The organism is Halpernia sp., from assembly GCF_048269545.1.
In the GTDB taxonomy this organism is placed as follows: Bacteria; Bacteroidota; Bacteroidia; order Flavobacteriales; family Weeksellaceae; genus Halpernia.
On the sequence record NZ_JBLXIJ010000001.1, the window covers coordinates 216,018 to 240,334 of the forward strand.

At 31.9% G+C, this 24,317-nt stretch carries 20 protein-coding genes; 18 read left to right on the forward strand and 2 right to left on the reverse strand.

From position 1 onward, the window contains the following. The first annotated feature begins 35 nt into the window (after positions 1-35). From ACN0WB_RS00925 to ACN0WB_RS00940, 4 genes are all read left to right on the forward strand, one after another. Entirely contained in the window at positions 36-2,096 is a 2,061-nt protein-coding gene (locus ACN0WB_RS00925; protein WP_417427919.1) for a S9 family peptidase, read from the forward strand. A gap of 144 nt (positions 2,097-2,240) precedes the next feature. Further along, a complete protein-coding gene (locus ACN0WB_RS00930) occupies positions 2,241-2,588 on the forward strand; it encodes a hypothetical protein (RefSeq protein WP_417427920.1) in 348 nt (115 codons plus the stop codon). A gap of 156 nt (positions 2,589-2,744) precedes the next feature. After that, the gene (locus ACN0WB_RS00935) at positions 2,745-4,289 is read left to right on the forward strand and encodes a sensor histidine kinase (protein ID WP_417427922.1); all 1,545 of its coding nucleotides are present in this window, start codon (positions 2,745-2,747) and stop codon (positions 4,287-4,289) included. Between the two features lie 62 nt (positions 4,290-4,351). Next, positions 4,352-5,041 (forward strand): response regulator transcription factor, encoded by a 690-nt coding sequence (locus tag ACN0WB_RS00940; protein WP_417427924.1) that lies wholly within the window; start codon positions 4,352-4,354, stop codon positions 5,039-5,041. Positions 5,042-5,103: 62 nt separating this feature from the next. Here ACN0WB_RS00940 and ACN0WB_RS00945 read toward each other — a convergent pair whose 3' ends face one another. Continuing rightward, the gene (locus tag ACN0WB_RS00945; protein WP_417427926.1) at positions 5,104-5,628 is read right to left on the reverse strand and encodes an SPOR domain-containing protein; all 525 of its coding nucleotides are present in this window, start codon (positions 5,626-5,628) and stop codon (positions 5,104-5,106) included. A 187-nt stretch (positions 5,629-5,815) separates the two neighbouring features. Between ACN0WB_RS00945 and ACN0WB_RS00950 the strand changes: the two genes are divergently transcribed. The 13 genes from ACN0WB_RS00950 (at position 5,816) to ACN0WB_RS01010 (ending at position 20,982) form a co-directional block, all read left to right on the forward strand. Next, the gene (locus ACN0WB_RS00950; RefSeq protein WP_417427928.1) at positions 5,816-7,192 is read left to right on the forward strand and encodes a c-type cytochrome; all 1,377 of its coding nucleotides are present in this window, start codon (positions 5,816-5,818) and stop codon (positions 7,190-7,192) included. Between the two features lie 22 nt (positions 7,193-7,214). Continuing rightward, a complete protein-coding gene (locus ACN0WB_RS00955) occupies positions 7,215-10,286 on the forward strand; it encodes a TAT-variant-translocated molybdopterin oxidoreductase (RefSeq protein WP_417427930.1) in 3,072 nt (1,023 codons plus the stop codon). A 19-nt stretch (positions 10,287-10,305) separates the two neighbouring features. Continuing rightward, on the forward strand, positions 10,306-11,703 hold the full coding sequence (gene nrfD / locus ACN0WB_RS00960; RefSeq protein WP_417427932.1) for an NrfD/PsrC family molybdoenzyme membrane anchor subunit: 1,398 nt from the start codon (positions 10,306-10,308) through the stop codon (positions 11,701-11,703). Beyond that, positions 11,690-12,211: a DUF3341 domain-containing protein gene (locus ACN0WB_RS00965; RefSeq protein ID WP_417427933.1), complete on the forward strand. Its 522-nt coding sequence runs from the start codon at positions 11,690-11,692 to the stop codon at positions 12,209-12,211. The genes nrfD and ACN0WB_RS00965 overlap by 14 nt, the downstream gene beginning before the upstream one ends. 51 nt (positions 12,212-12,262) lie before the next feature. Continuing rightward, positions 12,263-12,964: a c-type cytochrome gene (locus ACN0WB_RS00970; RefSeq protein ID WP_417427935.1), complete on the forward strand. Its 702-nt coding sequence runs from the start codon at positions 12,263-12,265 to the stop codon at positions 12,962-12,964. A gap of 11 nt (positions 12,965-12,975) precedes the next feature. Then, entirely contained in the window at positions 12,976-14,307 is a 1,332-nt protein-coding gene (locus ACN0WB_RS00975; protein WP_417427937.1) for a quinol:cytochrome C oxidoreductase, read from the forward strand. Between the two features lie 109 nt (positions 14,308-14,416). Further along, positions 14,417-15,583: a hypothetical protein gene (locus tag ACN0WB_RS00980; protein ID WP_417427939.1), complete on the forward strand. Its 1,167-nt coding sequence runs from the start codon at positions 14,417-14,419 to the stop codon at positions 15,581-15,583. Positions 15,584-15,662: 79 nt separating this feature from the next. Beyond that, positions 15,663-16,178 (forward strand): hemerythrin domain-containing protein, encoded by a 516-nt coding sequence (locus ACN0WB_RS00985; RefSeq protein ID WP_417427941.1) that lies wholly within the window; start codon positions 15,663-15,665, stop codon positions 16,176-16,178. A gap of 157 nt (positions 16,179-16,335) precedes the next feature. Next, on the forward strand, positions 16,336-17,049 hold the full coding sequence (locus ACN0WB_RS00990) for a tetratricopeptide repeat protein (RefSeq protein WP_417427943.1): 714 nt from the start codon (positions 16,336-16,338) through the stop codon (positions 17,047-17,049). Positions 17,050-17,052: 3 nt separating this feature from the next. Next, a complete protein-coding gene (gene ribH / locus ACN0WB_RS00995; protein ID WP_417427945.1) occupies positions 17,053-17,568 on the forward strand; it encodes a 6,7-dimethyl-8-ribityllumazine synthase in 516 nt (171 codons plus the stop codon). A 26-nt stretch (positions 17,569-17,594) separates the two neighbouring features. Next, on the forward strand, positions 17,595-19,673 hold the full coding sequence (locus ACN0WB_RS01000; RefSeq protein WP_417427947.1) for an LTA synthase family protein: 2,079 nt from the start codon (positions 17,595-17,597) through the stop codon (positions 19,671-19,673). Between the two features lie 143 nt (positions 19,674-19,816). Beyond that, a complete protein-coding gene (locus ACN0WB_RS01005) occupies positions 19,817-20,668 on the forward strand; it encodes a neutral zinc metallopeptidase (protein WP_417427949.1) in 852 nt (283 codons plus the stop codon). A gap of 5 nt (positions 20,669-20,673) precedes the next feature. Then, a complete protein-coding gene (locus ACN0WB_RS01010; protein WP_417427951.1) occupies positions 20,674-20,982 on the forward strand; it encodes a hypothetical protein in 309 nt (102 codons plus the stop codon). A 2-nt stretch (positions 20,983-20,984) separates the two neighbouring features. Here ACN0WB_RS01010 and ACN0WB_RS01015 read toward each other — a convergent pair whose 3' ends face one another. Next, positions 20,985-21,521 (reverse strand): RNA methyltransferase, encoded by a 537-nt coding sequence (locus ACN0WB_RS01015; protein WP_417427953.1) that lies wholly within the window; start codon positions 21,519-21,521, stop codon positions 20,985-20,987. Between the two features lie 56 nt (positions 21,522-21,577). Here ACN0WB_RS01015 and mutS point away from each other — a divergent pair, with 56 nt between their 5' ends. Next, the gene (mutS, locus tag ACN0WB_RS01020; protein WP_417427955.1) at positions 21,578-24,157 is read left to right on the forward strand and encodes a DNA mismatch repair protein MutS; all 2,580 of its coding nucleotides are present in this window, start codon (positions 21,578-21,580) and stop codon (positions 24,155-24,157) included. Positions 24,158-24,317: the final 160 nt, after the last annotated feature.

Genomic DNA, 24,317 nt, shown 5'->3' on the forward strand with positions numbered 1-24,317 from the left:
TAAGATGGTTTTTATTTTAAATAATTGATGTAAAAATGCAAGCTCCGAAAGCAAAAAAAATAAATAAAACTTTAGAAATTCATCAAGATAAAAGAACTGATTCTTTTTTCTGGTTGAACGATAAAGAAAACCCAGAAGTCATAAAATATTTAGAGGAAGAAAATAAATATTGTGATTTTAAAATGAAAGATACCGAAGATTTTCAGAATATTTTGTTTGAAGAAATGAAAGCAAGATATAATAAAGATGATGAATCTCTTCCTTATTTTTTTAATGAATATTGGTACATCGTGCGCTATGAAGATGGTAAAGAACACCCTATTTTCTGTAGAAAACATTTCACTTTAGAAAATCCAGAAGAAATAATTCTAGACGTAAATATTTTAGCGGAAGGTAAAAAGTTTTTTGAAGTTGGAAGCGCTTCAGTTAGTCCGAACAATAATTTGGGTGCATTTTCTACAGACGAACAAGGCAGAAGAATTTATACAATAAAAATTAAAAATTTAATTTCTGGTGAAATTTTGAAAGACACTATTTCAAATACAACAGGAAAAGTAGTTTGGGCAGGTGATAACAAACATTTATTCTACATTAGAAAAGATAAAAGTTTACGTGCATACAAAGTTTTTCGACACAAATTGGGAACTTCAGAAAAGGATGATGTTTTAGTTTTCCATGAAAAAGACGACACATTTGATGTTAATATTTTCAAAACCAAATCTTTAGAATACATTTTTATTACTTCATCAAGTTCAACTTCTGACGAGCATTTATTTATTCCGTCAAACAATATTTTTGCAGAATGGAAAATAATTCAGCCCCGAACTGAAAATTTAGAATATGCGGTGGAACATTACAAAGATTTATTTTACATAATTACCAATGCAGATGATGCCACAAATTTTAAATTAATAACCGTTCCCGTAGAAAATCCAGGAAAAGAAAATTGGGTAGATTTAATTTCACATCGCAAAGAAGTTTTACTCGAAGGTTTTGAAATTTTTAAAAATTTCTTAGTTTTAGAGGAAAGAAAAGAAGGTTTATTGCAAATCAGAATTTTTAATTATTTATCTAACGAAGATTATTATTTAGAATTTAAAGATCCGACTTACTCCGCCTTTATAGGTTTAAATATAGAATTTGATACGGATAAACTACGTTATATTTATACTTCTCTCACTCAACCAAGTACCACTATTGAGTTTGATATGGCAATGAAAACGTCCTTAATTTTAAAACAACAAGAAGTTTTAGGTGGAAATTTTTTACAAGAAAATTATATTTCAGAAAGAATTTGGGCAAATGCGAGAGACGGCAAAAAAGTTCCGGTTTCTTTGGTTTATCATAAAAATACCAAAAAATCTGCGGCGACACCTTTGCTTTTGTACGGTTATGGAAGTTACGGACACACAGTTGATGCGAGTTTTTCAAATGTAAGATTATCCATTTTAGACCGCGGATTTATTTTCGCGATTGCGCATATTCGAGGTGGAGAATATTTAGGAAGAGATTGGTATGAAGACGGGAAAATGCTTCATAAGAAAAATACATTTTTTGATTTTATTGATGCCGCAAAATATTTAATTGAAGAAAATTATACTTCAGAAAAACATTTGTACGCCATGGGCGGAAGCGCAGGTGGACTTTTAGTTGGTGCTGTAATGAATTTTAATCCAGAATTATTTAACGGAATTATTGCGCAAGTTCCATTTGTTGATGTTATAACGACAATGTTGGACGAAGAAATTCCTTTAACAACTGGAGAATACGACGAATGGGGAAATCCAAACGAAGAAGAATTTTATCATTATATGAAATCTTATTCGCCATACGATAATGTGAAAGTCAAAAATTATCCAAATATTTTGGTGACAACAGGTTTGCACGACGGACAAGTTCAATATTGGGAACCAGCAAAATGGGTGGCAAAATTACGGGATTTAAAAACAGACGGAAATTTATTAATTTTTAAAACCGATATGAGTTCTGGTCACGGCGGCGCAAGCGGAAGATTTGAAAGTTTAAAAGAAGATGCTTTGGAATATGCGTTTCTTTGTAAATTGGAAAGGAAAATTAATATTGAAATTTGCCATTAAGAATTATTAAGACATTAAGTTTATTAAGAACTTTGAAGAATATTTCAATAACGCAGTATTTATTTAATTTTCTCAATCCCTTAATAAATCTTAACGGTTAAAATAATTTAATGGTTTAAAGAAGCATATTTTTAAAATAAAACAATGACAGAAAAAGAAATTTGGCAAAAAATAGAAGCATTTTTTGTAGAACATTTTGATACAGAAAAAAATCCGACGATTGAAACGATGTTGTTTTTAATTGGCGTGCAAGAATTGGGAAGCGGAAAACAGAAATATTCTAAAGATGATAAACTCAATCTTTTGCATATCGCTGTTTGTAGACTTTTAGAACCATTTGGATATTACAAATTCACAGATTATGATTCTGAAGGATGGCCTCAATTTGAAACCATAGATAATCTCCCCGAACTGAGACCAAATGAACAAAGTCTTTTAATGAAAAAAGCAATTATTCAATATTTTAAAGATGAAGAATTATTAACAAGCTAATTTTTTCTTAAAATTTATTATGTTTTAAATAAGCATTTTCACAACAATTTGTTAAAAAAATCAATTTTAACAGATTTTATATAATAATTTTGCTTGTTTTTTGTTTTTATAATGTTAAAAGAAGTAATTTTAACACTTCAAAATTAAATTATAAAAGTGAATAATAAATTCATTCCGATTATTTCTGTTTTTATGACCATTTCTTTGGTCGTATTTACGGCGCTTCAATTTTATTGGTTAAAAGGATATTATGGCGCATTAGAACAAGATTTTTCTAATAAAGTTTATAGCGCTTTAGAATCTTCCACTACAAAAATAAATGCATTGGAAGTCAATAAATATATGAATGTTGATTTTAAAAACTTTGCAAACACAATAGAAGCGGGCAAAAATCAACCTTCTCTCACTACGATTTCACAAGTAGAAGATTCTGCAAGCAGAAGATCAATTACTTATTCCCGAAATATTTTAGAAAAAAAAGATTTTCCGATTTCAAAAAATGGTGACAGTTTAAAAATCGCAACGGTTTATAGTGATAAAAATCTGATTCGGATAAAAAAAGATCCCAATAAACAAGAGCCTTTAACTTCAGATTTAAGCCATTCTTTGGAAAATGGTGATTACACAATTCGTGATTTTGTAAGAGTTGCTGCAACCAATTTACCTTTAAACAAAAGAGTTACAAGTAAAGTTTTAGATTCTGTAGTGACAAAGGAATTAAAATTAAGAGGTATAAATACGCCATTGGGATTTGCGATTTATGATAAAAATGATAAATGTACAAATATTGTAAATGCGCTTTTTAAAAAAGATGACAAAGACATCTATAAATATCCCCTTTTTTTGGATGCAGATTACAAAACTTTATACACTTTAGATGTCATGTTTCCTAGAAAAGATTATTCTTTGGCGCGAAATAATTTACCTATGCTTTTGGGAACTTTTATGTCGCTACTTACAATTTTGGGCATTTATATTATTTCAATTAATTATATGATGCGACAGAAAAAAATTGCAGAAGTGAAAACAGATTTTATTAATAATATGTCGCATGAATTTAAAACACCTTTAGCAACAATTTCTGTGGCAACAGATTCTTTGGCAAATGATAAAATTGCGTTTAATCCGGATAAAGTGAAATATTATTCGGCGCTCATTAAGCAAGAAAATCTGCGGATGAAAAAGCAAGTGGAAAACGTTTTAAATATGTCAAAATTAGAACGAAATGAAATGCAATTGTTTTTAAAGGAAACCAATGTGAGAGAATTGATTCAGAAAATGGCAGATTCTTTTAAATTAATTGTTGATAAACGTGGCGGAGAAATCACTTTGGATTTAAGCGCTCCAAAACATCAATTTAAAATAGATGAATTTCACATTTCTAATGCATTAGTTAATCTTTTAGACAACGCCAATAAATATTCTCCAAAACCTCCAGAAATAAATATTAAAACTAAAAACGAAGGAAATTGGTACGTGATAGAAATTAAAGATCATGGAATGGGAATGGAAACTCACAATAAATTAAAGATTTTTGAGAAATTTTTCCGTGAAGAAACAGGAAATATACATAATGTAAAAGGACAAGGTTTAGGACTTTCTTATGTGAAAAAAATTATAGAATTGCACAAAGGACAAGTTTTAGTAGAATCCGCAAAAGATAAAGGAAGCACTTTTACCATTAAACTTCCAATGGCATAAACAAATTTAATTGAAAACAGTAAAACAAAAAACCAAATTATTAAATTTAAAAATAAAAAATTATGAGTAACAGAATATTATTAGTAGAAGATGACCAGAGTTTTGGGGCAGTTTTGAAAGATTATTTAAGCATCAATGATTTTGAAGTTACACTTGCAACTGATGGAGAAATGGGCTTAAAAGAATTTACAGAAAATGAATTTGACATTTGCATTTTTGATGTAATGATGCCTAAAAAAGACGGTTTTTCTTTAGCGGAAGACGTTAAAAAAATTGATAAAAACACACCAATTATTTTCCTTACAGCAAGAAATATGCGTGAAGATATTTTAAAAGGTTATCAATTAGGGGCAGATGATTATATCACAAAACCTTTTGATACAGAGCTTTTACTTTATAAAATAAAAGCAATTTTGCAAAGAAGTGCCACTTTGGAAGATGACACGCAAGAACAATTTAAAATCAGTAATATTTATTTTGATTCTATGCTTCGACAATTAAAAGTGGGCGATGAAGAATATAAATTATCTCCAAAAGAAAATGAACTTTTGAAATTACTTTGTTTACACAGAAATGATTTTATGCCGAGAGATTTAGCTTTGAGAAAAATCTGGAAAAAAGAAAATTATTTCACCGCAAGAAGTATGGATGTTTACATCGCAAAACTTAGAAAACTTCTGAAAGGTGACGATGGAATGGAAATCATTAATGTTCACGGCGAAGGTTTTAGACTTTTAGTGAAAAATCAATAAGCATAAAAAAATCCGAAGAAATTTCTTCGGATTTTGTTTTTATAATTCAAATAAATCTATTTTTATTTGGCTTCTACACAAAAAACACGGTAGGGAATTAATCTTGCGTCCTCAAAAGTTTTTTTAACATTTCTAAAATCTGCATTTGCAGATTCTTTACTTACATAGCTTCCCGCCATTACTTTATAGTTTGGTCTAAGTGAAGCGTCTATTTCCACTTTCATACTTGGAAATCTTCTTCTAAAATAAAGTCCTACTTCTTTAGATTCTTCATTACTTTTTACGGTAGCAATTAAAATTTTAAATCCCATTATTCGTGGATTTTTTCTACAGATTTCCGCTCTGGACATATTCCGTTCAGGAATATTAATTTTTGGAGTAGTAGAATCTTCAGTAGAAGAATCACTGTTTTTAGCAATTCTACTACATTTATCTTCAACAGTATTTAGCAAATCATTAATTTTTTGACCCATTGAGATTGTAACAGTATTTCCTGCAAGGGTATCCGTTTTTACAACTAGTTGTGCGGAAACTCCTGAAAAACAAAAAAGAGCAAGAAAGAAGATAATCTGCGTAAAACTTTTCATTAACATTTTATTTACCGCAAATTTAAAACAATTTGAATTTATACACACCATTGCTATTTAGAATAATTACAAATTACGCCATTCGGAAATTTAAACCTCCATATTTGCTCATAATTTTATGTTAAAATAGTATTTTTGCGCAATAGAATATATACTTAACTATATTTACTAACTCAAGATTATTTAAATGATTAGTTGGAGAAAGCATTACAAAACTGTATTGATAGCCGTAGGATTATTGTTATCAACAAGTGCTTCTGTTCGTGCTCAAGATGGAGATCCTGCGAATGGTGAAAAACTTTTTAAAGCGAATTGTACTGCGTGTCACGCATTAGACAAACAAATTGTTGGTCCAGCTTTAGGAGGCATCGTTGAAAAAGTTAAAACAGAGCAAAATTTAGGTCCAGATTGGCTACACAAATGGATTAAAGATAACAAAGCGCTTAGAGCTTCTGGCGATAAGTATGCAAATGAAATCTTTGAAAAATTTAATAAAACTGAAATGCTCGCATTTCCAAGTCTTACTGACAAGGATATTGATGATATTTTGGCTTATACTACTAATCCTCCCAAAGCACCAGAAGCTGCAGATGCAGCTGGAGAAACAGCTGGAGGAACTGATATTAATTCTGTAGCGGCTCTAGAGGCGGCTAGAAGTAGTGCTGCATTATCAAAAATTATTCTTACAAGTTTAGTGGTCATTGCTGGTTTATTACTTTGGTTACTTTTAAAATTAAGACAACTTGTAAAAATACAGCAGTCACAGGAATTAGTGGGGCAAGAATCTTCAAAAGCTTTATCTTTTGCAGAGTTATATGAAAAATATAAATACGTAGGTACTGGAATATTAACAATTTTAGCAATATTCGCAGCTTATGGATTATGGAACTGGATGATGTGGATTGGTGTTTACAAAGGTTATAAACCAGAACAACCTATTTATTTCTCCCACAGAATTCACGCTGGTGAAAATAAAATTGATTGCCAACTTTGCCACTCAAGCGCAAAATATGGTAAAGTTTCTGAAATTCCTTCTCTTAATGTTTGTATGAACTGTCATAGAATGATCCCTGAATACAAAGGAAAATATATAGAACCAGGAAAAGATAGAGAATTCTACAACGATCAAATAAAAAAACTTTATGAGCATGTTGGTTGGAATTCTGATACTCAAAGCTATACTGGTAAAACGAAACCTATCCAATGGACAAGAATTCATAATATGCCAGATTTTGTTTACTTTAATCACTCTCAACACGTTGTTGCAGGAGAAAATGCAATTATCGAATCTTTTAACAAAAAACATCCAAACGATAAAATTGATGTTGTTTGTAAAGCCTGTCACGGAAAAATAGATACTATGAATGTAGTACAAATGGCAAATGACTTCACCATGGGATGGTGTATCGATTGTCACAGAACAACTGAAATAGATATGAAGAACGGTTATAATAAAGTTTATTTTAAAAATCTTCACGACAAACTTAAAAAACAGTTTGGTTCTGGTGCTAAAATTACCGTAGATGCAATCGGAGGTTTAGAGTGTGGTAAATGTCATTATTAATAACGAAAAATTAGAAGTATAAATGGCTTCAAATAAAATACAATTCAGAAGTATTCACGAACTAAAAGACCAGACGCTAAATGCGAAACTGGCTGCAAAAGAGTTTCAAAATGAAATTCCGGTGGATGAATTTTTAGGAGACGCTGAGAAAATGAATCAGTCTGGAACCTCCAGAAGAGATTTTTTAAAACTTTTAGGTTTCTCTACCGCTGCAGTTACACTTGCGGCGTGCGAAGCTCCTGTAATTAAAAGTATTCCTTATGTGGTAAAACCGCATAATATTATTCCAGGTGTTCCAAATTATTTTGCATCTACTTATTTTAATGGTTCAGATTTCGCCAGTGTTTTAGTAAAAACTAGAGAAGGGCGTCCCATTAAAATTGAGCCAAATGCAATTGCCGGCGATTTAGGAAAAACTTCGGCAAGAGCGCAAGCATCGGTGCTTTCACTTTATGATAATGATAAAATAAAACAACCAAAATTAGACGGTAAAGATGACACTTTTGATAGCGTTGATAATTACGTGCTAAAAGGTTTAAACCAAGCGACAGGTGGTGGAAAAAAAATAGTTGTTTTATCTCATTCTTTCCCTAGTCCGACTTTCAAAAAATTATTTGGAGATTTTAAAGCAAAATATCCAACAGCAGAATTAGTAATTTACGATGCTTTACCAAATGCAGCTGCATTAGATGCTTCAGAAGAAGTTTTCGGGCAACGTACATTACCGGTTTATGATTTAAGCAACACAGAATTAGTTGTTTCCTTTAATGCAGATTTTTTAGAGGAATATTTAGCAGCTAATCTTCAAAGCACTTATTCAAAAGCTAGAAAACCAGGTCCAAATATGCTTAGACACATACAAGTGGAGTCTAACTTATCTTTAACTGGTGCTAATTCTGACACAAGAATTAAATTAAAACCAAGCGACGTTTATAAAACTTTAGTAGAAGTTTATAATGGTTTAAATGGTGGAACATCTAATAAACAAGCCGCAGAAATTGTAAAAGAATTACAATCAAAAGGTTCTAAAGCGGTGGTTTTTGCAGATGGTTCTAAAGCAGCAGTGGTTTTATCTTATTTAATAAATCAGAAATTAGGTTCAGTTGCTTTCACAGGAAAAGCAAATATGCTGAAAGAATTTGATGGAGCTAGATATCAAGAATTTTTAAGTTGGTTAAACAACGGGCAAGTTGGAATTTTAATTACCAATAATGTAAATCCCATATATTCTTCATCAAAATCTCAAAGTGACGCTTTCAAAGCAGCAGTTGCTAAAGCTCCTTTTGTAATTTCATTTTCTGAGAAAAAAGATGAAATGTACCAATTAGCAACGGCAGTAATTCCTGTTGCACATTGGTTAGAATCTTGGGGAGACATTATGCCTAGAACTGGCGCTTATTCATTAATGCAGCCAACAATTCAAAAAGTTTATAAACCACGACAATTAGAAGAATCCCTTCTAGTGTGGATTAATGGGAAAAATAGTCCTTTAAATAATTATTACGATTATTTAAAAGCAAATGCAACTACACTTCTTGGTTCAGTTTCATTTAATAAAGGTTTATATGGTGGGTTTAATGAAGTAGAAGGCGGAACAGGTTTATCCTATTCTGGTGGAAATGCTGCACAAGCAATTGTTGAACTTAGCAATTTCAAATCTTCGAAATTAGAACTCGTTTTATATACAAAAGCTTCTATTGGTGATGGTGCACAAGGAAATAATCCTTGGTTACAAGAACTTCCTGATGGAATTTCGAGATTATCTTGGGATAATTATTTAACGATTTCTCCAAAAGATGCAAAAGATTTAGGTTTAGAAAATGAACTTAATGGCAGAATGCAATTGGACGGTTCAGTAGTAGATTTAACTGCAAATGGAGTTAAACTAGAAAATGTTCCAGTGTTTATTCAGCCAGGACAAGCAGATGGTTCTGTTGGATTAGCTTTAGGTTATGGGAAAAAATTCTGTGGGAAAGCTGCCGAAACTGGTATTAATGCTTATCCTTTATTTGACGGTTCTAATCTTGCCATTTCAAATGTAAGTATATCAAAGAAAAACGATTCTTACGAATTTGCAGGAATGCAACTTCAGAATACATTAATGGGTCGTTATGAAATTGCAAAAGAAATTCCATTAGAAACATTTTTAAATGTAAAATTTGATGATACAACTAAAGATTCTGAAGGTTCTATCAAAGGATGGAATGTTCCTTTAGAATACCATACAATAAATGGCGCTTTACCTGCGGGTAAAATTGATCTTTGGGATGCTTTTGATGATACAGACGGACCTCACTTCAATCTTTCAGTAGATTTAAACGCTTGTACAGGTTGTGGCGCTTGTGTTGTTGCGTGTCAAGCAGAAAATAATATTCCCGTTGTTGGTAAAGACGAAATAAGAATGTCTCGGGATATGTATTGGATCAGAATTGATCGATATTATACTGCAAAAGAAAAAATTGAAACAAAAGAAGCTGTAGATCGAGGTTTAGATGTACCTAATTTATATGATATTTTAATTCAACCAAATGACAGCCCAGATGTGATTTTTCAACCTGTGATGTGTCAACATTGTAACCATGCTCCTTGCGAAACAGTTTGTCCGGTTGCGGCGACTTCACACGGTAAACAAGGCCAAAATATGATGGCCTATAACAGATGTATTGGTACAAGATATTGTGCAAATAACTGTCCTTATAAAGTAAGAAGATTTAACTGGTTTACTTATAATTTGAATGATAAATTCGATTATAATATGAACAATGATTTGGGAAGAATGGTGTTGAATCCTGATGTAGTAGTTAGAACAAGAGGAGTTATGGAAAAATGCTCTATGTGTATTCAACAAACTCAAAATGTAATTCTTGAAGCTAAAAAAGCAAATAGAATTGTAGCAGACGGTGAATTTCATACAGCTTGTGAAAGCGCATGTCCAACTGGTGCATTTACATTTGGTGATATGAATGATAAATCTTCGAAAGTAAGATCGCTTTTCAATGATGACAGAAAATATATACTTTTGGAAGAAATTGGTACTAAACCAAATGTTTTTTATCATACCAAAATCAGAAACAGAAAAGAAAACAACGTTTAAAAAAATAAATAGGTAAAAAATGTCAGGACACTACGAAGCTCCGATAAGAGAACCTTTAATTATTGGTCACAAAACTTATCACGATATTTCTAATGATATCGCCCGACCTATAGAAGAAAGAGCCGGTAAACTTTGGTGGGCATCCATCTACGCTGCACTTGCCCTTTTCATCTACGGATTTGGTTGTATCGCATATACAATAGGTACAGGAATTGGTGCGTGGGGATTAAACAGAACTATAAACTGGGGTTGGGATATTACCAATTTCGTTTGGTGGGTAGGTATTGGTCACGCAGGAACTTTAATTTCTGCCGTACTATTATTATTTAGACAGAGATGGAGAATGTCTGTAAACCGTTCTGCGGAAGCAATGACAATATTCGCAGTTGTTCAAGCAGCAATTTTCCCAGTAATTCACATGGGTAGAGTTTGGGTAGGATATTGGGTTTTTCCTTTACCAAATCAGTTTAGCTCATTATGGCCGAATTTTAACTCACCATTACTTTGGGATGTATTTGCAATCTCTACTTATTTCTCAGTTTCTACGGTTTTCTGGTTTATGGGATTAATTCCGGATTTTGCCATGATTAGAGATAGAGCAAAAACGCCTTGGACGAAGAAAATTTATACATTCCTTTCTTTCGGTTGGGGTGGAAAAGCAAAACATTGGCAGAGATTTGAAGAATTATCTTTAGTTCTAGCAGGTTTAGCAACACCACTTGTTTTCTCAGTTCACACTACTGTATCATTTGACTTTGCTACTTCGGTTATCAAAGGATGGCATTCCACCATTTATCCCCCCTATTTCGTGGCTGGAGCAATTTTCTCAGGATTTGCGATGGTGCAAACATTATTATTAGTGGCAAGAAAAGTATGTCATTTAGAAGAATACATTACAATTTACCATATTGAAATTATGAATATTGTAATCGTACTAACAGGCGGAATGGTTACTGTGGCTTATGCTACAGAATATTTTATCGGATGGTATTCTGGTTCTCGATTTGAAGACTTTACCTACTTATCTCCCGGTGCAGCAACTGGTCCTTATTGGTGGGCATTTTGGGCATTGATAACATGTAATTTAATTATCCCTGCTTCTTTTTGGTTTAAAAAAGTGAGAACAAATATTACAGCAACATTTATAATTGCTTTAATAATTAATATTGGAATGTGGTTTGAAAGATTTGATATTATCGTAATTAATTTGTCCAGAGATTATTTACCATCTTCTTGGACGATGTTTAAACCAACTATAATCGATGTAGGTGTATTCTTAGGAACAATTGGATTTTTCGGTACTTTATTCCTTCTATATGCAAGAACATTCCCTGTAATTGCACAAGCAGAGCTTAAAACTATTTTGAAAATATCTGGTAAAACTTATAAAGCAAAAGAAGAAGATGAGCAGCATTAAAAAAATATTTGGCCTTTATGGCGACGATGACGATTTGATGAATGGCGTGAAAGCATTCAATGCAAAAGGCATCGAAATAGCTGAAGTTTACACACCATTTCCCGTTCATGGTTTAGATGTAGCTTTAGGTTTAAAGAAAACAAGAATTTCTGATGCAGCATATATTTACGCTGTTTACGGTTTATTAATTGGGACTTTGGTAACTTGGTACACCATGAATTATGATTGGCCACAAAATATTGGTGGAAAACCTGCCTTTCAATGGTCTCGGAATATGCCTGCTTTTGTAGTTCCAATGTTCGAATTAATGGTATTCTGTTCTGCGCATATGATGTCAATTACATTTTTAATAAGAAATAAAATGTATCCATTTTGCCCACCACAGAATCCAGATCCTAGAACTACAGATGATAAATTTATGATAGAGTTTCTATCTGAAGATGTAGAATCAATTAAACAGCTGCTTGTAGAAACTGGCGTAGAAGAAATTACCATTAAAGATGCTTAAATGAAAGTTTCTGTAAACACTTCTTTAAGTAATAAAAAAATTAAATTTCAAATGAAAAAGAAATTTTTAAAAATAATAAGCACATTAAGCATTGGAAGTATTTTATTGACTTCTTGCGGACCAAAAGATCAACCTCCATTGGTATATTTCCCAGATATGTACTTCCCTGTTGCCTATGATCCTTTAGAAAAAGCAGATATCGCATATTCAGATCACGAAACTGAAATTCCATTATTTGTTGCAAATGACGGAGCAACTGGTTTAGGTCCAGTTACAGGAACAGTTTCTCAGAATACGGATAATATTGTTGAGGCAAATAATGATTTACCTTTAACGCCCGATCAATATAATGGTGGATATGATGTATCTAAAACATTAACGGTTTCACCATTAAATCCAACTAATAAAGCAAAAGATCTTGCAAGAGGAAAAAAACTATTTGAGGAAACTTGCGCAGCTTGCCATGGTATCAAAGGAGACGGACAAGGACCAATAGTTGAAAGTGGTGCTTACTCCGGTGTTCCAAAATATGCAGATAGAGAAATTACAGTTGGTTCAGTTCATTATGTTTTAACACATGGTAGAAATGCAATGGGTTCTTACGCTGGTTTATTAAACCAAGGAGATCGATGGAGAGTAGCAATGTATGTGATGGATGCTTTTAAATCCTCACCAACAACTACTGTTTCATCAGCTTCTACTGAAACTACAGCAACTCCTGCAACAGAAATGACACCAACTACTAAAAAATAAAAGAATTAAAAATGTATAGTTTTTCACCAAAATTAAGATTATATTCAATTATATTGATCGTTTTAGGATTAGTACTTTTCGGAGTTGGATATTTTATGAACCACAATATAGATTCTGTACGTATTGAGCACATGATGGAGACGGTGCATGCAGGTGGTCATAATGCGCCAAGTAATTCAAGCGAAATGGTTGGTCCACAAGATCATGCAGCTCATCTTGAACATGCAACTTTACAAGTTCATAATCAACCTTTAGCAGCGATTCACTTAGTTGCAATCTTTTTATTTGCATTAAGTTGTTGTGCTCTTTTCTTCTATTCTATGCAAACCGCTGCACATGCAGGTTGGCCAATAATTATTCTGCGTGTAATGGAAGCTATTGCTACTTATATTCCGTATGGCGGTTTAATTATACTTATTATTGTAGGAATAAATATTACTGGTCATGGTCATATTTTTCATTGGATGGATGGTTCGTTAACAGATCCAAAATCACCAAACTTTGATTCAATTCTCTATGAAAAGAAAAAATTCTTAAATATTCCTTGGTATGCGGTTAGAACATTAATCTATGTAGGTGGAGCCTCATTCTTTGCTTGGAAATTAAAAGCAATGTCTAAAAAAGTTGATCAAACAAAATCAAAAGTAGATTACCAAACTTATTATAAATGGAACGTGGGATATATCGTATTCTTTGGTTTCGCCTCTGCAGCTTGGGCTTGGGATTGGTTAATGTCAATAGATCCGCATTGGTATTCTACAATGTATATTTGGTATGCAATGGTTAGCGCATGGGTAAGTGCAATTGCAGCAATTATATTAATTTGTGTTTATTTAAAGAAAAAAGGAGCTTTGCCACAATTTAATGATAATCACTTGCATGATTTAGGCGTGTTCTTATTCGCTTTAAGTATGCTTTGGACTTATACTTGGTTTGCACAATTTATGCTTTATTGGTATGCGAATATTCCCGAAGAAGTAAACTATTTCTTTGGTAGATTTGAATATTATGGAGCCACATTTTTACCAATGCTTATTTTAAATTTCTTACTTCCGCTTTTAATATTAGTAAGTAGTAGTATAAAAAGAAATTATAAAGTAATGGTTATTTCAGCAATTATAGTTCTTGCAGGACATTGGATGGATTTCTTCAATATGGTAATGCCTGGAACGGTTGGTCCTTATTGGAAAACTCCAGAAGTATTCTTACTTTGTTTTGGTGCTATGTTTTTTGTCTTAGGTTTATTCATTTATGTAGTTATGACAAGACTTTCAAAAGAGAAACTTATCCCCACGGGAAACCCTTTTCTACATGAATCTGAAATTTATGAATATCCTTTTTAAAGAAAAAATTTAATTATTATAAATCCCAGCAATTTCGCTGGGATTTTTTTTGGAAAATATTCTAACAATACTATGTATATTTTACTAAATTTGTATAAACCATTGCTTTATGAAAAAATATTTTTTTCTATTCTCCGCGATTATTTTTCTGATGTTTACTTCTTGTAAAAAAACGGCAGTTGATTCTACAAATCTTAAAACTTTTCAGAGCAGTATAAATGATTTAGAATCTAGTTTAACTACAATTCGCCAGATTAAATTTAATGAAGCTTTATACATCTTAAAAACATTTGGTGTAGAAGGAAATGATGATATTTCAAAATTAAAAGCGCTTTCAAAACTTTTGGAAGGTAAAAAAGTACCACAAATATTTGCAATGGCAGATAAAGTAGCACAAGATAATAATGTAGAATGGAAAAGCAGTGGACCACCTTCTTTGGGTGAAATGAATATTTTTGGACCAGAAAACGCCACAGAAAAAGATCCAAACGAAATAGAAGCAAATTCACTTTCAATTACAACAACACCAATTGCAATAGATAGTATTTTAGGCGCAAAGGCTTTACAAATTGTTCCTCGTCTTTTAGATAATTCTGGAAAACCAATTTCATTTAAAAACGCGGCTTTAGAAACCATTTTGGAAGTTTCAAGTAATGGCAATAAATTATTAACTTCAAAAAATCTAATGCAAAATAATAACTTTAAAGGCTTTACTTTAAGATTTGCATCTCTTCCAAAAAATAAAATTACTGACGATAAAATTGAAATCAAAATTACGGTTAAAAGTTCTAAGAAAACGTATCAAATGATAAAAACTGGAGTTCCTGTAAATACTAAATCTTTATTAGAACCTACGGTTATTAAGCCAGATTCCCTACAAACAGCATCACAAAGTTCAGCTATTATTGATCCAAATTCAGCAACTACTCCATCCACAGTTACTGCAACAAATCCTAAAACAACTGTTCAGAAGTTTTTAAATAATCTGGGATCACAAAATCTCAAAGGAGCTTATGAAGTTTCCGACAACCCAAACTGGGGAAATTTTGATCAATTTTCAAATCCAAATTCCGGTTTCGGCGCAGTAAAAAATTTAAATGTAAATTCTATATCCGAAAAAAATAAGACAGATAATAATGCATCTGTAAATGCAAATTATAGCGTAACCGATAAAAATGGAAATACCGTTGCATTAGATGTTACTTATGGGTTGAAAAATATAAACGGAACTTGGAAGATATCCAGTTATAAAATAAATTCATCTCAAAAAAAATAAACTATTTAATTTCATAAGTCCATAAAATTTTTTGGAAAAAATATTATTATGTTTAAATAGGAATTCAGAAAAATAAATAATGAATAAACCTTTACATCAATTTTTTACCAAAGACCATCAAAGAATTGATAAAATATTAAATAAGGCATTAGAAAATGCTGATGAAATAAATCCAAAATATTATCATCAATTCCGAACCCAATTATTACGGCATATAAAAATGGAAGAGAAAATACTCTTTCCTGCTGCAAAACTTGTAAATCTTGAAGTGATGCAAAAACTTATTCCCAGATATCGCCTTGAACATGGCGCATTAACTGCTTTAATGGTTCCGCCTCCTGATTTTAATTTAATAAAAGTCATAAAATATCTTTTGCAAAAACATGATTTTGCGGAAGAAGAAACCGGCGGGCTTTATGATGTTTGTGAAGCTTTAACTTCAAATCAAACCCAAGAGATTTTAGACCAACTTGCGGAGACAAAAGAAGTTCCAGTTCATCCAACCAATTCTGCTCCAATTGCACTAGAATCTGCAAAAAGAGCATTAATAAGAGCTGGTTATAATTATGATGAAATTCTACAGAACGCCTCTTAACTGAAGATATTTCTCTTAATCACATTTTAATTATGTTACTAAAAGAGAAAATAATTAAGATTAAAAAATAAAATAGATATTTATAATTTTTAATTTCAACTAAGTATTTTGTAAATCGTTCAGAAACAATTAAATTTGCATTTCTATTTTAAAAATTATGGCAAACAAGCAAAACAATAAAAAAGACCTTAAAACAAAAGAAGGGAAAGAAACCGTTGAGTTTTTTAAAGATTTAGATAAAGGTTCTTTAGATACAGAACGTTTTATAGAACGCTATGCAAAACCATTGAGTATTGTTTTTGGCATCTTAATTATCGGAATTTTAGGTTATTTTGCTTATCAACAATTTATAATCGCACCCAAAAATGACGAAGCAACAAAAAGTTATTTAAGTGCTCAAAAAAGTTTATCCGAAGGAAAAAATGATCTTGCATTAGGCGGTAAAACTGCTGCAAATCCAGGTTTCATCGGAACTTATAATGAATATTCCGCAACTGCTGCTGGAAAATTATCCGCTTACAACGCAGGTCTTTTAGAATTTAAAGAAGGACATTATCAAAAAGCATATGATCTTTTAGATGATTTTAGCTCTGATAATAAAATTTTAGTAGCACTAAAATATGGTGCAATGGCTGATTGTCAAACAAATTTAAACAAAAATGATGACGCACTTTCTCTTTTAGACAAAGCGGCATCCGCTTCAGATGATCCATATACAAGTTATTATTTTACAAGAAAAGCAGGTATTTTAGCTTTAGCTTTAAAGAAAAATGCAGATGCTAAAAAATATTTTTCCACTATTGACGAAAAATATAAAGATTATGACAATGGCCAATCTGATGCACAAATTGAAATGACCAAGTATTATTAAAAAATGGCGACAGTAAATCTTTCAGATTATAAATCCTTAAATATTACTAATGCCGATGAATACAACATCGGCATTGTGTTTTCTGAGTGGAATGATTTTATTACTTTCAATCTTCGTGATGCTACTTTGGAAATTTTAGAAAAAGAAGGAGTAAAAAAAGAAAATATTAAATTATTTTCCGTTCCGGGTGCATTTGAACTAAATTTTGCAACAATGCAATTGTGCAAACAAGGTACTTTTGATGCGGTAATTGCAATTGGTTGCGTCATTCGTGGAGAAACGCCGCATTTTGATTTCATTTGTGACGCAGTTGCACAAGGAATTAAAGATTGTAATGTCTTCACAGAAGTTCCTGCTATTTTTTGCGTTTTAACTGATAATACTAAAGAACAATCTATCGCAAGAAGTGGCGGAAATCTTGGAAACAAAGGCGTAGAAGCTGCTGTTACTGCTTTAAAAATGATTGATTTCAAAAGAAAATTAAATCAAAAACCAACGCATATTGGTTTCGGAACTTAATTAAATTAACTCAAAATTTTAAACTAATGTATTTAAACAAAATCAAGCCATTTCTTTATTTAGGCGCTTTTTATCTTTTAATTTCATTGGTTTTAAGATTTGTTTTTTTCTTTCATCCAATCACAACAGCAAATTTTGCAATTTTAGAAAGTATTAAAATCATCTTTATTGGTTTCGTTAATGACATTTTCGTCTTCACTTTAGCAAGTTCAATTTTAGCACTTTATTTTCTTTTTCTTTCAAATTCAAAATATCAAAAACCTTACGGCTATCTAATTTTTGGTTTATTGGTCGCGCTTTTTCTCTATATTTGGTTGTCTCCAAGTAATATTATCAAACAATATGGCGGTTCACTCTTGGAAATAGCTTTAATATTTATTGGTCTAAAAACTTTTCTCTTCGGTTTAATGTTATTTCTACCAAAATACAGATTGAAAATCCGAAATTATCTTTATTTTTCAACCTTATTTCTTTATGTACTTTTAATTATTTTTAATGTTGTAAGTGAATATTTTTTCTGGAATGAATTCGGAGTTCGTTATAATTTTATTGCAGTAGATTATTTAATTTACACCAATGAAGTGATTGGAAATATAATGGAAAGTTATCCTATAATCCCGCTTTTCAGTGTTATTTTAATCTTAACAATTGCTATAACTTGGCTTATTTACCGCAAAACAAAAGACAGTCTTTTAACTTTACCAAACTTTTTGCAAAAAATAATTTTATTGGTTTCTTTCATAATTTTATGTGGTTTAAGTTTGGGCGTTCTAAGTAAAACTTCAGAATTAAAATCGGAAAATATTTTTGCCACAGAAATTGAAGCAAACGGACTTCAAAAATTCTATTACGCATTCACGCACAATGAATTAGATTATTTTAAATTCTATAAAACTTTACCTCAAAAAACAGCAGAAAAAATATTTTTAGAACAATTCCAACCACCACAATTAATTCGCAATATTTCTTCTACCGAACCTGAATTAAAAAAGAATGTAGTATTAATTTCAATTGAAAGTCTTTCCGCAGATTTTATGGCACATTACGGAAATACAGAAAAAATCACACCTTTTCTGGATAGTTTGGCTAATAAATCTTTATTATTTACAAATCTTTATGCAACTGGAAATAGAACTGTTCGTGGTTTAGAAGCTTTAACGCTTTGTATTCCACCAACTGCGGGAGAAAGTGTGGTAAAAAGAGTCAATAATAAAAATAAATTTTCCACTGGAAGTGTTTTTAAATCTAAAGGTTACAACGTAGATTTTCTTTACGGCGGTTACAGTTATTTTGATAATATGAAAGATTTTTTTGAAGGAAATGGTTACGGAATTGTAGATCGCGATAATTTTAAACCCGAAGAAATTACTTTTGCAAATGTTTGGGGCGTTTGTGATGAAGATATGGCGAGAAAAGCCATTCAATTTCAAAACCAAATAAGTAAAACTGGAAAACCATTTTTCAACCATTGGATGACCGTAAGTAATCATAGACCTTACACTTATCCTGAAGGAAAAATTGATATTCCGGGAGATGCAAAATCCCGTTCTGGCGGTGTAAAATATACAGATTATGCGCTCCGAAGATATTTTGCAATGGCAAAAAAACAATCTTGGTATAAAAATACTATTTTTGTAATCATCGCAGATCATTGCGCTTCAAGCGCCGGAAAAACGGAACTTCCGATGGATAAATACAGAATTCCGGCAATGATTTTTTCGGATGGCTTCATCCAACCACAAGAATTTAATAAAACCATGTCACAAATTGACGTGATGCCTACTCTTTTTGGTTTACTTAATTTTAATTATCAATCTAAATTTTTAGGACAAAATATTTTTGAAACTTATTACCAACCAAGAGCTTATATTGCAACTTACCAAGATTTAGGTTTAATAAAAGACAATACTCTAACGGTCATTTCGCCAAATGACAAAGTGAAACAATATCAATTGAAACTTCAATCTTCTAGTTTGCCAGAAAATTTCAAACTCTATTACGATGAAATTTTATTAAAAAATCCAAATCAAAAATTAGTTGATGAAACTGTAGCTGCATATCAATCTGCATCTTATTGGTTAAAAGAAAATAAACTGAATAAATAATTTTATTTCAAATTCTCTATGATAAATTCTTTATAGTAATTGCAACATCTTTGCAACTTTACGACTTCACAACTGTAAGGAATAGCATCTTTTTAATAAACTAAACAAATAATTTTGTATTTTTAAATTCTAAAATTAAAATTATGAGATGGACAAATGACAGTAGCGACAATGTTGATGATAGACGTGGCAAAGGTGGTGGAGCATTAGTTGGCGGCGGAATTGGAACTTTAATTATCGCTGCAATTGTTTTCTTTATGGGGGGAGATCCTTCTGCAATTTTAAATTCCGGAATGTCACAGCAATCTACGCAAACCGAACAACGAGATTTAAACCCGCAAGAATTGAAAATGCGCCAGTTTGTAAAAATGGTGACTGGTGAAACAGAACAAACTTGGGCAGCTGAATTTCAGAAATTAGGATTGACTTATAGAAAACCACACGTTGTAATGTTTGAAGGCGTAACAAATTCCGGTTGTGGAACAGCGCAAGCTGCAATGGGTCCATTTTATTGTCCCGCAGATGAAACCGTCTATATGGATATGAGTTTCTTCGGCGAAATGCAGCAAAAATTTGGCGCAAAAGTGACAGAATTTACCATCGCTTACGTGATGGCTCATGAAATCGGGCATCACGTGCAAACACTTTTAGGAACAACGCAGAAAGTAGATAAACTAAGAAATAGTGGAGCATATTCTGAAGCAGAAATGAATCGTGTTTCCGTTGCAACCGAACTTCAAGCAGATTTTTACGCCGGCGTTTGGGCAAAATTAACCGATCAAAGAGAACATATTTTAGAACCCGGCGATATTCAAAGTGCAATGGATGCAGCGGCTGCAGTTGGCGATGATAATATCCAAAAAAGAAGTTTTGGTTATGTAAACCAAGAAGCTTTCACGCACGGAAGTTCTGCACAGAGACAAGAATGGTTTATGAAAGGATATAATACCGGAGATATTAAGCAAGGAGATACTTTTAATCAGCTTTTGAAATAATTATTATGGAGAAACAACACGCACTATTAATTCCGAGAGAAATACTTTTGCTAATGGCAATCGTTGGTTTTTTACTAACACTTTTTGGAGCTTTACTAAAAATAACTCATTGGTCTTTTGGACCATTAAATACTGATATTGCATTATCAGTTGGTGTAATTTTCAGTTTTATCACTTGGTTTGTTGTCCTTATAGATTTATTTAGAAATAAAATTCAAAGTAAACTAATCTGGATAATCGGAATGTTTTTAATGGGAAGTGTAATTTCTATTTTATATTTAATTTACCGTAAAAATTATGTAATTACTAAATAGTTTTATCTCAAATTTTTAAAAAACTCCCAAATCACAATTCCGCCACAAACACTCACATTTAAAGAATGTTTTGTGCCCAATTGAGGGATTTCCAGAAAATGGTCGTAAAGTGGAAGTGCATTTTCAGTTAAACCATCTACTTCATTTCCTAAAACCAAAGCATATTTTTGAGATTTTTCTATATTAAATTTATCTAATGAAATGCTATTTGTTGTTTGTTCAATACCAATAATTTGATAATTTTCCGCTTTTAAATTCTTCAAACAATTTTCAATAAATTCTTCATAAACCCAATCCACACTATCAGTTGCGCCCAAAGCGGCTTTGTGAATTTCCCGATGCGGCGGTTTTGGTGTAATGCCACACAAAATAATTTTCTCAACAATAAACGCATCCGAAGTTCTGAAAACCGCACCCACATTGTGCATACTTCGTACATCATCTAAAACTACGGTTAAAGGAATTTTTTTTATTTCCTTAAAAGTTTCTACATCAATCCGTCCAAGTTCTTCCAATTTCAATTTCTGCGTAGGCTGCATTTTTCGTATTTTTGACAAAATTAAGTTTTTAAACCTAAAAAATTCCATCAAATTTAATGGCTAAAAAAGAAACGCCTTTAATGACACAATACAACGGCATCAAGGGAAAATATCCCGATGCTCTTTTGCTGTTTCGTGTGGGTGATTTTTATGAAACTTTTGGCGCAGATGCTATTCGTGCATCAAAAATTTTAGGTATTGTTTTAACGAAAAGAGCAAATGGCGATGGACACATCGAACTCGCAGGATTTCCGCACCATTCGATTGATACTTATTTGCCAAAATTAGTTCGCGCTGGTTTAAGAGTTGCAATTTGTGACCAATTAGAAGATCCAAAATCTGTGAAAGGCATCGTGAAAAGAGGCGTTACAGAATTGGTAACTCCGGGCGTCACTTTCAACGACCAAGTTTTAAATTCAAAAAAGAATAATTTTCTGCTCTCTCTTCATAAAGAAAAAGAAAAATATGGAATGGCTTTCGTGGATATTTCTACGGGTGAATTTTTGATTGCAGAAGGAAATTTAGAAAAATTATTGCATCTCGTTTCTACGTTTGATCCAAGCGAAATTATTTACCAAAGAACTACAGAAATTCCTACTCAACTAAAAAATAAAAACTGTTTTAAATTAGAAGATTGGGCATTTCAATATTCTTACGCTTACGAAAAATTAACTGCACATTTTAAAACAAATTCTTTAAAAGGTTTCGGCATAGATGATTTAAAACTCGGAATTACTTCAGCCGGCGCAATTTTCGCTTATCTCGTAGAAGACACGCATCATTCTCTTTTACAACATATTACCAAAATTATTAAAATTCCGCAAGATGATTATTTAATGATGGACGGTTTCACTTTGCGAAATTTAGAAATCGTATATCCCAATCATCAAGAAGGAAAATCCTTGCTGGATATTATTGATAAAACCATCACTCCAATGGGTGGAAGATTATTGCGACGTCGTTTAATTTTGCCTTTAAAATCCGTCAATGACATTAATAGAAGATTAAATTTAATAGAATTTTTTAATAAAGAAGACCATTTAAAATTTGAAATTCTCGACCAATTAAAAGCCATTTCAGATTTAGATCGTTTAATGGGAAAATTGGCAGCAGAAAAAATCTCACCCAAAGAACTCGGTTATCTTCGTCAAAGTTTAATTTGTATTCAAAAAATTAGAGAATTACTGCATCAATTTCCAGATATTTTGGCTTGGATTGAACCTTTAAATGCTCAAACTGAACTCATTCAATTTTTAGAACATCATTTAAACCAAGAATTACCGGTTAATTTAAACAAAGGAAATGTCATTAATAAAGGCGTTTCCCAAGAGTTAGATTATTTACGCGGCTTGCAAAACAAAGGCAAAAATTTTTTAGACGAAATGTGTGAAAGGGAAATTGTACGAACTGGAATTTCAAGTTTAAAAATAAATTTTAATAATGTTTTCGGATATTTTATTGAAGTTCGAAATTCTCATAAAGACAAAGTTCCAGGAGATTGGATTCGGAAACAGACTTTGGTGAACGCAGAACGCTACATCACCGTAGAATTGAAAGAATATGAAGACCAAATTCTCGGCGCAGAAGAAAAAATTTCAAAATTAGAATTTTCACTTTACAGAAAAGTATGCGAAAAAGCGATGCTTTATATTGATTTAATTCAAGAAAATTCTAAACTCATTGCGAAAATTGATGTTGCAATTGGTTTATCTGAATTGGCAATTACTGAAAGTTATACAAAGCCAATCTTAAACGAAACTTTTGAAATTAATTTAAAAGAAGCACGACATCCAATTATTGAAAATGCCCTTCCTCTTGGCGAAAAATACATTCCAAATGATGTTTTTTTGGACAAAGATTCGCAGCAAATTATTATGGTAACTGGTCCAAATATGGCAGGAAAATCTGCTATTTTACGCCAAACTGCACTTATTTGTTTAATGGCACAAATAGGAAGTTTTGTTCCAGCGAAACACGCTGAAATCGGTATTTTAGATAAAATTTTTACCAGAGTTGGCGCGACAGATAATATTTCTTCTGGCGAATCGACTTTTATGGTGGAAATGAATGAAGCAGCCAATATTTTAAATAATATTTCCGAGCGGAGTTTAATTCTTTTAGACGAAATCGGACGCGGAACTTCCACTTATGACGGCGTTTCCATCGCTTGGGCGATTGCAGAATATTTACACCAACATCCAACGCAAGCCAAAACTTTATTTGCAACACATTATCACGAATTGAATGAAATGACTTTGAGTTTTGAGCGCATCAAAAACTTTCACGTTTCAATCCAGGAAAATAAAGGAAATATTATATTTTTAAGAAAATTAATTTCCGGCGGAAGCGAACACAGTTTCGGAATTCACGTCGCAAAAATTGCAGGAATGCCTGCAAAAGTAGTCAATCGTGCGAGTGAAATTTTAAAAACTTTGGAAGAATCAAGAAGTAGCAAAGGAAATTCTGAAAAAATAAAACGTGTAACAGAAGAAAATTTGCAATTGTCTTTCTTTCAATTGGATGATCCAGTTTTGGAAAATATTCGTGAAGAACTGACGAAGATGGATATCAATACTTTAACACCGATTGAGGCATTAATGAAATTAAATTCTATTAAAAAAATGATTGGGAAGTAAATAAGACTTGAAGATAATAGACGATAGATGATAGATTTTTTAAGCTCACTTTAAAAAGAAAATTAAAACTAGACTTTAGTCATTCCGTAGGAATCTAGACTGTTAATTTTTCTGCTTAGATTCCTCCCGAATGACAAAAATAAACCAAAAAAAAATATTT